Below are 12,456 nucleotides of genomic sequence, written 5' to 3' on the forward strand. Positions count from 1 at the left end.
GACTGGGGATTGGGGACAAGAGGGACAAGATAAGAGTTTTCTCAATATCCAATGTCTCATGCCTCATGCCCAATCCCTTGTATAAATACACTTTTAACCTAACGTGCATTTATACTCTATACGAGCAATTGCCAGGATTAGGTTTTTCCATTTTGAATTATGAATTATGAATTACTTATATCCTTCCCTTTTGGTGAATTTTCCCTACCCTTTACAACAAAATGCTAAAGTTGAAGATGATTGGTGTGAAACACGCTCTAACTAGCTGTTACCATTACAAATCCCGAAAGCAACCGAAAAACTTTGAGTGTAAGGGATAGTAAACGGGGCTAGCTATGTTAAACATGAATCAACACTCCTACGAGTGGAAACCAATTTAGTTATACTACCCGAACCACGTTGGCATGGGTTTTTGGAAAACTTGGTTTAGTACTCCTGAATCTGTAGCGACAACTAGGACAAACCCTTTTGAAGAGCATATAGCGGGAACTGCGGGCAACTCCAGCCCCAGTAGCATTAGCGAAGCTTCTTCAAAGGAGACTCGAATCGTCTTCAGCACGGAACGAGACATTGACCTATATGAGCTAGAAGAACTCTGTGATGCAGTTGGTTGGTCTCGTCGTCCTCTAAGAAAAGTCAAAAAAGCTATTGAGCATAGTTTTCTCGTCGCCTCAATGTGGCAGGTGAGAGGAAACCAAAAGCGGCTCATTGGTTTTGCCCGTGCTACCTCAGATCATGCGTTTAATGCCACTATTTGGGATGTGGTGGTTCACCCAGACTTTCAAAGTCAAGGACTGGGTAAAGCGCTGATGAAATACGTTCTCAAAAAACTTAGGAGTGAAGAAATTAGTAATGTCACTCTCTTTGCCGACCCCCATGTTGTAGATTTTTACCGAACTATGGGGTTCATGGCCGATCCAGAAGGCATCAAAGGCATGTTCTGGTATCCTCACTAGCGCTCAATCCAAATAAAACCCGATTCGCACAATAAAATCAGGTATAGTAGTACAAATCTATTATTTTGATTTGGTTTGGCAAGGTTTAGCCGACGAAAGAGCAAGTATATCTCTTGTAAAACTAAGTCGGCAGAAAAACCTTTACTCGATCAGTGTAAGGATGTAATGTAGCTCGTATTTGCAAAAGAAAAAAGATATTAGGCATGAGCCGTGTTATCTGATATAATCAAATTAATGCTTTTGTGAAAGCGCGATCGCTTTGATGGGAAGTTAAAACTAAACCAAAAAAGTAGATAAATCTAACGGGATGTAGCGCAGCTTGGTAGCGCGCCTGCTTTGGGAGCAGGATGCCGCAGGTTCAAATCCTGTCATCCCGATTTAATTAATATAGTTAACATTTAGGCTGAATTGACTAAAATTTTCTTGCTAAGATGTGCAATTAAATTGTACATTTTTAGGCAGAAGACCGATTAAGCTGTTCTAATCTTGGGTTGGCTATTGAAGCCTAACAGGCAAATTTCATGCTTAAGCAGTAAGATATTCCTGACACTGAGCTTTGTATAGATTTGAGAAGATATTCAAGCAAGCCAGATGGAACGATTGATTAAGTAATAGCGTCACCCGATATTTAGAGAAAGCCGATAAAATGGCATTTATTATCTCCAAGGTCGAGGGACGGAGAAACTTTTCACTCTTTGAAAAGACATATAATAGGCATCTACATCATTTCGCGGTAAATAGCAAAGCGAAATCAGGAAAAACACAACTTTAGTACAGTCAATTTGTGAAAACGATACTATAGCAACCCTAAGTAGTTAGTTGTGGAATATTGGATTTTGGCCGTTGACCCTCCGGGTGACGCTCCTGCGTCGCTACCGCTTGCGCTAACGGGAGTCCAACGCCAGTCGCTCCTGGGGGAGACCCCCATGACCGCGCTGGCTCCTCTTTGTTGGAACAACAAGACCGGGCTGCCTCACAATTAACACTTAACCTCAACGCGCACAATGAATCTTTTCACAACTGAAATAGATTGCTATATAACTAAAGCTAGTTGGTGCTGTGCAAATCCAACCATTTGTTTAATTTAATTGGACTATTGATGCGAGGAGCAGTCATGAAATCATTTATTCGCTTAGGCGCAACATTGGGTATAGCTGGCAGTGTATTTTTAACGGGGCTTTCCGGAATAGGCAATCTACCAGGAATAGGCAATCTAGAGGCGATCGCTCTGCCACAAGATCAGGTAGTGAAAAAGCTCCAAGAAGTACCTGTATTCACGCTCACCAATCCCAAAGGCGAATTTGTAGTTCTTTCGAGGAATAACGCATCCAAGCCTGTCTCTCAAGTGGGATTTTTTATTAGCAAGCAAGATGCTCAAAAATTCCTTGACAATCGGCTCAAAAAAGAAAATCCCCAGTTGGCAAGCACGCTACAGGTGAGACCTTTGTCCTTGGCAGACTACTATAAAATAGTCCAGGAAAGCAAAAAGAAATCAGATTCTGTAATTTATACTTTAGTACCGACGCAAGCACAGGTAGCTTCAGCAACAAGTATGCTGAATCAAAATGGTAAAAAAGCGGAGCAATTCAATGGTATTCCCTTATTTGTACCCAAATTTAAGAAAGATAATAGCTATATAACCATTCCCGTTGCCAAAGGCAACGAGCGCTACATCCCTTTCTTTTTTGAGAAAGAGCAAGCAGTTGCTCTATTAGACCAATTCAAGAAAGCCGTGCCAAAGGAAGCAAACAACACTGAAATTCAAGTGGTGGATTTGTACGGTGTTATGGAAGCTCTCAATAGCAGCAACGATCCTGGTATAAATAAGATTGTTTTGTATCCATCGCGGGAGTCCATCAATTTTATTCGCTCCCTTGCGCCAAATCAATCACCGGCTGCTGCGCCCGCTCCGAAAAAATAATAGTTATGGACTCCAAGGTTGAGACATGGGAGAGAAACATCTGATAGTTTCTGGTTTACAACTTTGGCAGTGGCGAAATGCAGCTCTTGAAGCAGCGATCGCCACTGATGTCCCACCAGGCGAGGTAGATTGGCTACTGCTCGAAGTTGCTGGGTTAGACCGCTTGGCACTGCGTTTGGAGTCTTTTAAAAACTGGCCGCAAATTCAGCTGCAATTACCTTTAGAAGAGTTAGATCAACTGTGGCAGAGGCGATTAAACGATCGCTTACCAGTGCAGTATATTGCGGGAGTTACACCTTGGCGTAACTTTCAAATTGCGGTGTCAAGCGCGGTTTTGATTCCCAGACCAGAGACAGAATGCTTAATTGATTTAGCTTTAGCATCTGCTAGTAATGCTTCAGGACACTGGGCTGATTTAGGCACTGGGAGTGGAGCGATCGCACTGGGATTAGCAGATGTCTTGCCAAAAGCTACAATTCATGCAATTGATTACAGTTTAGAAGCCCTAGCGATCGCCCAAGCCAACGCCGATAATTTGGGTTTTGCTGACCGAATTCAATTTTATCAAGGTTTCTGGTGGGAGCCACTGGCATTCTTAAAAGGTCAGTTCAGTGGTATGGTGTCGAACCCCCCTTACATACCCACCAGCACCTTACCTACTTTGCAACCAGAAGTAGTTAACCATGAACCACATCTAGCTTTGGATGGTGGTGCTGATGGCTTAGATTGCATTCGCCATTTGGTAGAAATTTCCCCTAGTTATTTGCAACCTGGTGGCGTGTGGCTAATTGAGATGATGGCAGGACAGGCCGATACAGTGCAAGAACTTTTGCAAAATCAAGGTAATTATTGCAATATTCAAATTCACGCGGACTTAGCTGGAATTGAACGCTTTGCCCTAGCTTATAGAAGTTAGGATTTCCCTTGCTCTATTCCAATATCACTGGAATATCATCAATTGCAAGATAACTTATTTCCACTCCTTCTCCCATACCCAAACCCGAATCAATCAGCGCTTTCTCAACAAACTGAAGTTTTGAAAGTATCTGCTAAATAAGAAATCAACCATTCTTTTATTTCTTATTTAGCAGATTTGCTAGAAATTGAACCGGAGCACATAAATATAGAAACTACTTTTGCACGTTATGGTTTAGATTCATCGGTAGCGGTAGTTTTAACAGGAGATTTAGGAAATTTGCTCGAAAAAGAGCTAGATTTAAGCATCTCTCACAACATTTATGTGAGTAATTGAATACTGTGCTATTGGTTGATAAATATTAGACATCTTACATAATTATATTTATGCAAAAATAGGGGAAAGGATTCAAAACCCTTTCCCTTTTTCCCTAACTTATGCAAGAAGTTGATTGAATTGTTCTCGCTGACTTACTTAGTAAGATGACCCAAGTTTCTCTCCCAGACCTAATAGCTGGCGCACGCGCTGGCCTGTTGGTAAGCTTTCCTACGGATACTGTTCCTGCACTTGCCGCGATACCAGAAAAAGCAGGATTAATTTTTGCGGCGAAGCAACGCAGTCAAGACAAACCTTTGATTTTGATGGCTGCTAGGGCTGAAGATTTGTGGCTGTATGTTGAAGGTAGTGAAAATGAGTATAAAGTTTGGCAAGAACTAGCAGATAAATATTGGCCAGGAGGGCTGACGTTAGTTTTGCCAGCGAGTCAACACCTGCCAAAAGTTATGAACCCCATCGATCCGACAACAATTGGTATCCGAGTACCAAACAGTGCGATCGCTCAAACTATTTTGGCGCAAACAGGCCCGCTTGCTACCACTAGCGCTAATTTTTCTGGTCAACCACCTTTGCAAACGGTGGCAGAAATTGAAACTCAGTTTCCCCAGGTTTTGACTTTAGCAACAACAGAATATCAGGGTGAAATACCAGGATTAGGTGTACCTTCCACGGTTGCTAAATGGACAGGGATAAATTGGCAAATATTGCGCCAAGGTGCGATCGAGTTAGATATTTTCAGTGATAACCAGATATAGGTAGGTATAATGTTGTTTTCCTGATTTAAACAACAGTGAAATCTGAAACTTTAGTTTCCACTGTTGCGGTCAATTAACAAGTTAATAATTGCCAGATTATGAATTGGAGCAACTGGATATATCTAGGAGCAGGAATAGCACTAGGTATGGTTTTCCGTCAGTTATTTGTGCGAACGTCAAATGTTTCATCTAGCTCATCTCCAGTAGCGCCATTAGCTCAACAGGATATGCCACCAATATCGCAACAGCTAAAGCAAACGCAGCTGGCATACCAAATGGCAAGGGAAATGAGCCAGTTTAAAGCTGGTTTTTTGGCGCGGACTAGCCATGAATTGCGATCGCCCCTGAATGGTTTGATTGGCTTGCATCAGTTAATTTTGTCAGATTTGTGTGAAGATCCAGCTGAAGAACGAGAATTTATTGCCCAAGCTCACGAGCGAACCCTGAAGCTGCTCAAGCTGATGGATGAAATTCTCAACGTTGCGAGAACTGAACATGGTACCAATAAATTAGATATTCAGCCCAGACCGTTAGCCCAAATTTTGGAAGAGGTTCATCACTTAACTTATATGCTCGCGGCCAATCGCAATTTTCCCTTGCAATTGTTACCTCCCGATCCAGAAGTTTATGTTTGGGCAGATTACCTCTGGCTCCGTCAAATATTGATAAGTTTAATCGACACTGCCATAACTCAAATGGAGGAAGGCAGTATCTGTATTTCCAGCAGCACCCAACCTACAAATAATTTTGTAAACATTTGGCTGGATCTACCAACCCATGCCATACCTTGGAGCGAGCCGATTGATTTGATTAATCCTGAAGATCGGTTGACCGAGATTAACCAAGAAAACGCTGCTCTTTCTCCAGGAATGAGGCTATTAATCAATCAAACTCTGGTGGAAGTTATGGGAGGAAAATTAGAAATTCTGCCCTTGACGATTGCGAAGGAAACACCTCAACAGCTTACTAGATTACAAATCTCTATCCCCCTAGTGATTCCTGAAGCTGAACTTCTGTAGCAGAAACGAAAGCCCGGTTAGCTAGGTTGTGTAGCACCATCGTAGTGGTGGTGTTGGGTTGAAAACCAATCTTTTCGTAGAAACCCTGTTGGTGAGTAGTCATCAGGTAAACGCGCTCAACCCGCCTCATGCGGGGATGACTCAAAACAGTTTCTACTAATTTGCTTCCCAACCCACTATTTTGATACTCTGGATGAATCACAACATCCCAAATTGTGGCGCGATAGATGCCATCAGATGTTGCTCTAGCAAAGCCAATGAGTCGATTGCGATCGCAGACGGAAATCACTGGCTCACTGTTGGCAATGGCTATACCTAAATCCTCAATACTGCGACCTTTTGCCCAGAAAGCTGCAACATTTAACAGTTCTTGGAGTTGGTAAAGGTCAATTTCAGACTGGCGATTGCCTTTGACGTAGCGGGGGTATTCGCAAAATTGAATATGAGACTCGTTCATGTTGGCATTCACTTTTGGCAGTATTTTTGTATAGTTAAGTCATATTTTTCTAGAAATTGCTGTACGTGTATATGTATATGCAACGAGAAAAAAATTTAATCACAAATCCACTTCCACAGAGGATGAGTTGGCCCCTGCTGACGTATTCGATAAACTTGTTTTTCTAAACGTTGTTTTTCCTGCTGTGGTAGTCCAAGTAGAATATTCCGACTTTGCCAAACTAAAACAGCAGCGGTCATCCCAACACAAAATGCTAGACCGAAGGTAGACAATGGATGGTAGAAGAGTCCAAATCTCACTGCCACCCAGGTAAAATATTGTTGCCACAGAGAAATTTCTGCACGTAGACCCCACAAGGAAACAGGTGCAATTGTGAGCCACAAACAGCCCACAAACAGCCACCTGCCATATACTGTCAGCTTGTGTAGCTTTTGTACTTGTTGAGCAAACGATGGGTCAGATTTCTCAAAGTCTGGGACAGTAATTAATGGTTCTTCTGGTCGATCCATAGGGGAATAAAGTTGCAAAGCATAGATGAGCAATTCAAAATGCTTTAACTCAATTGTGAAATACGCACAAGTTTAACTATCCTGGGAACTGGCAGATGTATCAATTGACTCAGCACTATCTACCACTTGGGATTTACCCCTGCGTTCTCGCCACCAAGTAAGGAGAGTACTGGCGATGAAAATACTCGAATAAGCCCCCATCGTGAAGCCAATAATCAAAGCGAGGGAAAAGTTTTTCAGTGTTTCTCCGCCAAATAGAAAGATAGCAGATAATGTCAGTAATACGGTTAAGGTAGTGTTGATCGATCTTGTCAACGTTTGGTTAACCGCATCATCTACAATTTCGGCAATCGGCTGTTCGGGATGGATTTTAATGGTTTCCCGAATGCGATCGTAAATCACCACTGTATCGTTGACTGAGAAACCTGTGATGGTAAGTAAAGCGACGATAAAAAGGCTATCTACTTCGATGCCTGCCACCAAACCCAAAAATGAAAAAGCCCCTACCGTGATCGCGATATCGTGGAGTAGGGCAACGATCGCAAACACAGCATAATCTAACTGGAAGCGGAAGCTCATGTAGATAGTAATACCGATGAAGGAAACTATCAGAGCTAATACCCCGGATGTAAACAGTTCTTTTCCTAAGGTGGGGCCAACGGAGTCAATTTGGTTCTTTTGCGGGTCAAAAACGCCGATTTCTTCGCTCAAAGCGTTTTGTAACTTGGTACGCTGATCGACAGTCAAATCTTTTGACCGAATTAATACACCATTTTCTGAACCATTTTCCGCGACAAGTTGGATGCTGCTATCACCTAGTCCCTGTGCCTTTGCTACTTCCCGGACAGCGTTGATATTAATTGGTTTGTCGCAGTTGCCGGGTTTGGTGCAATCTCGGACAAACTGCAACCGCGTACCACCAATAAAATCTAAGCCGGGGCGTAAGGGGGAACGAATACTGGGTTGTTGCCAAGAAATCACCATTGAGATGATACCAGCGAGGATGATAGCGGCAGAAATACTCCACCAAAGCGATCGCGATTTGTTAATACTCAGTTTCATGGAGTCACCTCCGCCTTATTCGCCGCTGGCAGGTTTGGACAGAAAAGTTCTGTCTTCCGCAACGAGGGAATTGAAATTGCCAAAAATAGCAATGTCCGACTACAGGTAATTGCGGTAAACATACTCACACCTACCCCCAAAGCTAAGGTTAGAGCAAAGCCTTTGACTAAACCAGACCCCAGCCAAAACAGGGCAGCACAAGCAATCCATGTAGTAACGTTGCTATCTAAAATACTAGAAAATGCTCGGTAAAAACCAGATTCCACAGAACGATACAGAGATTTACCCGCCCGCAATTCTTCCCGCGTCCTTTCAAAAATTAGTACATTGGCATCAACCGCCATCCCAATACTGAGGATAAAACCAGCAATTCCCGGCAAAGTTAGGGTGACGCCCAATAAAGCAAAGGTTGACCAAGTTAAGAGGGAATAGATAATTAGTGACACATCCGCAATCAATCCTGGTAGTCGATAGTAAACCACCATGAATATTAATACCAAAGTCAAACCACCAACCCCAGCATAAATACTGCTTTGAATGCTATCTTTACCCAAAGTTGCTCCGACTGTCCGCCTTTCTGCGATTTCTACTGGTACGGGTAATGCCCCACCACGTAGTTGCACGCCTAAGTTATTAGCTTCTTGTGCGGTAAACCGTCCTGTAATTACGGCAGAGCCACCATTAATACCTGCGGCGGCAAATTCTATACCCACGGTTGGAGCGCTGATCAGTTCATTGTCAAGAAAAACACCAATGCTACGCCCAGTACCGGCAAGATTTTTTGTCAAATCGGCAAACAGTTGACCACCCTTTTGGTCGAAGCGAATGGCAACATGCCAGTTGTTACCTTGAGTGGGTTCACCGTAGGCATCCTTGAGGTATCTGCCAATTAGTGGTGGATTGGTGCTTTCAAACAATTCTGCGATCGCTTGATTACTTTTTTGCAAATCTTCTTGATTCTTGGCAATTGCTGCTTTGTCAGTACTCTTTCTCAACTCTTCTTGCTTGGCTTTCAATTCGGCTCTAGATGCTTGAAAAGCAAATAGTTGGGTTTCTGTATTCGGCTTTTGGGTACGAAATTCTAACTGCGCTGTACCCCCTAGCACCCGTTCAGCTTGCTCTGGATCGTTGACTCCTGGTAGCTGCACCAATATTTTATCTGCGCCGACTGTTTGGATGAGTGGCTCAGAAACACCCAGACCATTAATCCGGCCTTCGACAACTTTCTTCACACCTTCCAATTCTCGTTCGGTGATTTTGGGAATTTCCGCTGATGGTTTCACCTGAATTGTGAGCTGCGATCCTCCGCGCAAATCTAGCCCAAGAGGTATCGGAATTGTGGTAATCACCGTAATAGCGGCGATTATCAGGACTAAAATTAAAATTAATAGCGATCGCTGTCTTTGCATACCATAACTCGCAACTGACAAAGGCTATAATAGCGCTCTTTTATGGAGTTATGAGTTGGAAAATCGCAGGGAGAGACGCGAGATTAATCGCGTCTCTACTAGTGAGTGGGGAGTAGGGGTTGAATTTATTCCCTATTCCCTACTCCCTATTCCCTAATCCCTAGACTCGCAAAGCTACCATTTTTTCCACAGCTTCCACGATTTGCTCTGGTTGGATGATTGTTAATCGTTCCAGATTGCCATTGTAAGGTGTGGGAATATCTTGGGAAGAAAGCCGCAGTACTGGCGCATCCAATTCATCGAATAAGCGATCGTTTATTGAAGCAATGACTTCTGCTCCAATACCCGCAGTTCGCATGGATTCTTCCACCACAATAACTTTATGGGTCTTACGTACTGATGCCCCAATAGTATCAAAATCTAATGGTTTAAGCGAGATTAAGTCAATAACTTCTGGATCGTATCCTTGTTTTTCCAAAGTTTTTACCGCTTGCAGCACGTGATGCCGCATCCGCGAGTAAGTAATAATTGTCACGTCTTTTCCCGGACGCACAATTTCTGCTTTATCTAGGGGTAGTAAATATTCTTCTTCTGGTAAATCTTCTTTCAAGTTGTAAAGCAGAACGTGTTCAAAGAACAACACGGGGTTATCATCGCGGATAGCGGATTTTAGTAGTCCTTTAGCATTTCTTGGTGTGGAGCAGGCAACAATTTTCAAGCCTGGCACAGCTTGGAAGTAGGTTTCTAGTCGCTGGGAATGTTCTGCGCCTAGCTGCCGTCCGACACCGCCAGGGCCGCGAATTACCATCGGAATTTTAAAGTTACCGCCAGAAGTATAGCGCAGCATCCCAGCGTTGTTGGATATTTGGTTGAAGGCGAGCAATAAAAAGCCCATATTCATGCCTTCGATGATGGGGCGCAACCCAGTCATTGCTGCTCCTACCGCCATGCCGGTAAAGCTATTTTCGGCAATGGGGGTGTCTAAAATGCGGAGTTCGCCATATTTTTGGTACAGGTCTTTGGTAACTTTATAGGAACCGCCGTAGTGTCCTACATCTTCACCGAGAACGAATACGCTGGAATCACGCGCCATTTCTTCATCAATGGCTTCCCGTAAGGCGTTGAAGAATAGTGTTTCTGCCATTTAGACCTTTTAGTACGATTATGGTTTTAGAATTTTATCGTGCTGCTGTCGCAAATACCGTGAGCGATCGCACTAGTTAGAGTTTAGGTTTTTTAAATAAACAGTCCCTAGCATAGAGCGAGTTATTGCCATAACTATATCAACAGCTATTTTATTTAGATTTTAGAGGTTTTATGAGCGATCGCCTCCACTCTGCCAAATGCGGCTGATCTAGCCCTGTAATAATACGTATAAGTACGTGTTAAATATATTTAAGCATTCATGATTGAAATATACTAACTTAACTCTAGTTACGTCAAAGGAAAAAATTTGTTGTAGCAATAATTTAAATATGTCTACTGTAGAACAGTTGAAAACGTTGTTTATCTTAAGCTTTTGGGTTCCTAAAAATGTATTTACCTGTGTTTTTAGTGCGAATCGATGAACGAACAAAAAATCTTGTAATTCTCGCTGGTGAAGAAAATGAAATTATAATTTACCTAGACGGGAAGTGGAGATATGTATGAATAAACCAGATTTTATGACAATGCCCCGTGTCCAATTGCGTCAATATATTCTTGACCACAGAGAAGATGATGAAGCTTTTCAAACTTATCTAGATAGATTCACCTCTGAAGACGCTGTAATCTTTCCTGCACCCCAGTCAATAGATGATTTAGAAAACTTCCCATTGCATCAACAGAACCTAGAAAGACTACGAAAACAAGCTTAAACCTTCTCCAACAAAACAAACGAAGCTTATGAAGATAGATACCGGATTTCTGATGATCAGTCCGGTATCTAGGCATTAAATTTATGGTTTTGTATGGTAAGTTAAGCGCAGTCATAACCCAATACAGTTAACATAGAGCAACAAAACCCTCATGTAGAGACGCGATTTATCTCATGTAGAGACGCGATTTATCGCGTCTTCAAAGACCAATTATCTACACCAATAACTAATAATTAATTTTTCGCAAACAAACGATCCAAGAAATCGATTTTCACCGCCAAGTTGATTATTCCTCGATTTGTAGCAGCGTCTGTAATTTCAGCATTATTCAGGGCTATAATATATGGCTCACCTCCAACTAAACCGATGATTGGGCCACCAGAAGAACCACCTTTAGTGTCACAATCATGGAGCAGTACTTCTTGCTCTTCCCGGACAATACTACATCCTTCCTGGAAGCTTGCAGTCATACCTCGACCAGCAGAGAGAAACTCATAGCCTTTTTTATCAGGGTTAGGAAAGTCACCAGAATAGCCTACAAAGAAGAATTCTTTCTTCTTTTTGATTAGAGTTGAAGAAGGTAGAGAATCCCATCCTAAATAACCGTACTTCCGACCGAGAGGCTTATTAATTTTCATAACAGCCCAGTCATTAATTTGATTTTTGATCCTGTCGTTAGTAGTGAAGTCTGTACCATAAGTAACTTGCTCTACGAAGGCTATATCGTTTTTACTTGGTACAACACCATTAATGAGGTTTGGCAGAAACAGAATTTTTGTACTTAATTGGTGAGTTTCGGGATCAATAACGCAGTGAGAATTTGTTAAAACCAGATTTTCACCAATTAAAGTTCCCGTGCAATGATAGCTTCTAGCATCAGCAGTTGTTCCTTGCACCCGCCCAATGCTTGACCAAGGATATTCTCTACTAATCATAGGAATACGGTCATCCCAGTCAATAATAGCTCGGTCTTTCTCATAGGGTTTTTCAGATTGGTTCAACCCAGAAGGTTTAAAAGGCTTGCCATCTCCTGACAGTTGCAATTGACCTGCATCTTCAAATTTAGTAAATTTTGGTGGCTTGCTTTCTGGCATTTGCGTCTGTTCTTTCGCTTGGACAGATACCCAACCACCCAATGTTGTAAAACCCAACATCCCAGCGATAAAGAGAGCAAAAAACAAAGCCAAAGTTTGCTTGTAGATAGGCTTTTTAGTCATCGATAAAACTCCCGATTTAATTAATCCTTGCCAATTCTTCATT

General features: G+C 42.4%; 14 protein-coding genes and 1 tRNA gene. 9 read left to right on the plus strand and 6 right to left on the minus strand.

The genetic code is table 11. From position 1 onward, the window contains the following. Positions 1-404 precede the first annotated feature (404 nt). The 7 genes from V7L01_RS20940 (at position 405) to V7L01_RS20970 (ending at position 5,903) form a co-directional block, all read left to right on the plus strand. Positions 405-956, plus strand: coding sequence for a GNAT family N-acetyltransferase (locus tag V7L01_RS20940; protein ID WP_335038017.1), 552 nt, complete (start codon positions 405-407; stop codon positions 954-956). Positions 957-1,259: 303 nt separating this feature from the next. Beyond that, a tRNA-Pro gene (locus V7L01_RS20945) sits at positions 1,260-1,333 on the plus strand. Positions 1,334-2,070: 737 nt separating this feature from the next. After that, positions 2,071-2,877: a Tic22 family protein gene (locus V7L01_RS20950; RefSeq protein WP_335038019.1), complete on the plus strand. Its 807-nt coding sequence runs from the start codon at positions 2,071-2,073 to the stop codon at positions 2,875-2,877. 25 nt (positions 2,878-2,902) lie between these two features. Then, positions 2,903-3,793, plus strand: a complete 891-nt coding sequence (gene prmC, locus V7L01_RS20955) for a peptide chain release factor N(5)-glutamine methyltransferase (protein ID WP_335038021.1) — start codon at positions 2,903-2,905, stop codon at positions 3,791-3,793. A 144-nt stretch (positions 3,794-3,937) separates the two neighbouring features. Next, positions 3,938-4,129 carry an acyl carrier protein gene (locus tag V7L01_RS20960; RefSeq protein ID WP_442937004.1) on the plus strand — a complete coding sequence of 64 codons (192 nt, stop codon included), beginning with the start codon at positions 3,938-3,940 and terminating at the stop codon, positions 4,127-4,129. Between the two features lie 146 nt (positions 4,130-4,275). Then, positions 4,276-4,884, plus strand: coding sequence for an L-threonylcarbamoyladenylate synthase (locus tag V7L01_RS20965; RefSeq protein ID WP_335038023.1), 609 nt, complete (start codon positions 4,276-4,278; stop codon positions 4,882-4,884). Positions 4,885-4,982: 98 nt separating this feature from the next. Next, positions 4,983-5,903: a sensor histidine kinase gene (locus V7L01_RS20970; RefSeq protein WP_335038024.1), complete on the plus strand. Its 921-nt coding sequence runs from the start codon at positions 4,983-4,985 to the stop codon at positions 5,901-5,903. On the opposite strand, the gene V7L01_RS20975 is transcribed toward V7L01_RS20970, so the two are convergent. The 5 genes from V7L01_RS20975 to V7L01_RS20995 all read right to left on the minus strand — a co-directional run bounded on the left by V7L01_RS20975 (position 5,866) and on the right by V7L01_RS20995 (position 10,484). Then, positions 5,866-6,360, minus strand: a complete 495-nt coding sequence (locus V7L01_RS20975; RefSeq protein WP_335038026.1) for a GNAT family N-acetyltransferase — start codon at positions 6,358-6,360, stop codon at positions 5,866-5,868. The two genes, V7L01_RS20970 and V7L01_RS20975, sit on opposite strands and share 38 nt — an antisense overlap. 95 nt (positions 6,361-6,455) lie before the next feature. Continuing rightward, the gene (locus tag V7L01_RS20980; protein ID WP_335038028.1) at positions 6,456-6,869 is read right to left on the minus strand and encodes a hypothetical protein; all 414 of its coding nucleotides are present in this window, start codon (positions 6,867-6,869) and stop codon (positions 6,456-6,458) included. 72 nt (positions 6,870-6,941) lie between these two features. Beyond that, positions 6,942-7,931 carry a protein translocase subunit SecF gene (secF, locus tag V7L01_RS20985; protein WP_335038030.1) on the minus strand — a complete coding sequence of 330 codons (990 nt, stop codon included), beginning with the start codon at positions 7,929-7,931 and terminating at the stop codon, positions 6,942-6,944. Continuing rightward, positions 7,928-9,340: a protein translocase subunit SecD gene (secD, locus tag V7L01_RS20990; RefSeq protein WP_335038448.1), complete on the minus strand. Its 1,413-nt coding sequence runs from the start codon at positions 9,338-9,340 to the stop codon at positions 7,928-7,930. Before secD ends, secF begins: the two co-directional genes overlap by 4 nt. A 160-nt stretch (positions 9,341-9,500) precedes the next feature. Next, positions 9,501-10,484 carry an alpha-ketoacid dehydrogenase subunit beta gene (locus tag V7L01_RS20995; protein ID WP_335038032.1) on the minus strand — a complete coding sequence of 328 codons (984 nt, stop codon included), beginning with the start codon at positions 10,482-10,484 and terminating at the stop codon, positions 9,501-9,503. A 389-nt stretch (positions 10,485-10,873) separates the two neighbouring features. On the opposite strand from V7L01_RS20995, the gene V7L01_RS35495 reads away from it, so the two are divergent. Together V7L01_RS35495 and V7L01_RS21000 are read left to right on the plus strand one after the other, a co-directional pair. After that, positions 10,874-10,990 (plus strand): DUF6888 family protein, encoded by a 117-nt coding sequence (locus V7L01_RS35495; protein WP_442937000.1) that lies wholly within the window; start codon positions 10,874-10,876, stop codon positions 10,988-10,990. Then, on the plus strand, positions 10,987-11,196 hold the full coding sequence (locus V7L01_RS21000; RefSeq protein ID WP_335038034.1) for a DUF6887 family protein: 210 nt from the start codon (positions 10,987-10,989) through the stop codon (positions 11,194-11,196). The genes V7L01_RS35495 and V7L01_RS21000 overlap by 4 nt, the downstream gene beginning before the upstream one ends. A gap of 233 nt (positions 11,197-11,429) precedes the next feature. On the opposite strand, the gene V7L01_RS21005 is transcribed toward V7L01_RS21000, so the two are convergent. Beyond that, positions 11,430-12,413, minus strand: coding sequence for a trypsin-like serine peptidase (locus tag V7L01_RS21005; protein ID WP_335038036.1), 984 nt, complete (start codon positions 12,411-12,413; stop codon positions 11,430-11,432). Between the last annotated feature and the right edge of the window lie 43 nt (positions 12,414-12,456).

Origin of the sequence: Nostoc sp. (genome assembly GCF_036917095.1) — a bacterium.
Classification (GTDB): Bacteria; Cyanobacteriota; Cyanobacteriia; order Cyanobacteriales; family Nostocaceae; genus Nostoc.

Bases quoted from the DNA above. Each gene is read 5' to 3' on its own strand.
- V7L01_RS20940 (WP_335038017.1), top strand. From the start codon at position 405: ATGGGTTTTTGGAAAACTTGGTTTAGTACTCCTGAATCTGTAGCGACA.
- V7L01_RS20950 (WP_335038019.1), top strand. From the start codon at position 2,071: ATGAAATCATTTATTCGCTTAGGCGCAACATTGGGTATAGCTGGCAGT.
- prmC (WP_335038021.1), top strand. From the start codon at position 2,903: ATGGGAGAGAAACATCTGATAGTTTCTGGTTTACAACTTTGGCAGTGG.
- V7L01_RS20965 (WP_335038023.1), top strand. From the start codon at position 4,276: ATGACCCAAGTTTCTCTCCCAGACCTAATAGCTGGCGCACGCGCTGGC.
- V7L01_RS20970 (WP_335038024.1), top strand. From the start codon at position 4,983: ATGAATTGGAGCAACTGGATATATCTAGGAGCAGGAATAGCACTAGGT.
- V7L01_RS20975 (WP_335038026.1), bottom strand. From the start codon at position 6,360: ATGAACGAGTCTCATATTCAATTTTGCGAATACCCCCGCTACGTCAAA.
- V7L01_RS20980 (WP_335038028.1), bottom strand. From the start codon at position 6,869: ATGGATCGACCAGAAGAACCATTAATTACTGTCCCAGACTTTGAGAAA.
- secF (WP_335038030.1), bottom strand. From the start codon at position 7,931: ATGAAACTGAGTATTAACAAATCGCGATCGCTTTGGTGGAGTATTTCT.
- secD (WP_335038448.1), bottom strand. From the start codon at position 9,340: ATGCAAAGACAGCGATCGCTATTAATTTTAATTTTAGTCCTGATAATC.
- V7L01_RS20995 (WP_335038032.1), bottom strand. From the start codon at position 10,484: ATGGCAGAAACACTATTCTTCAACGCCTTACGGGAAGCCATTGATGAA.
- V7L01_RS35495 (WP_442937000.1), top strand. From the start codon at position 10,874: ATGTATTTACCTGTGTTTTTAGTGCGAATCGATGAACGAACAAAAAAT.
- V7L01_RS21000 (WP_335038034.1), top strand. From the start codon at position 10,987: ATGAATAAACCAGATTTTATGACAATGCCCCGTGTCCAATTGCGTCAA.
- V7L01_RS21005 (WP_335038036.1), bottom strand. From the start codon at position 12,413: ATGACTAAAAAGCCTATCTACAAGCAAACTTTGGCTTTGTTTTTTGCT.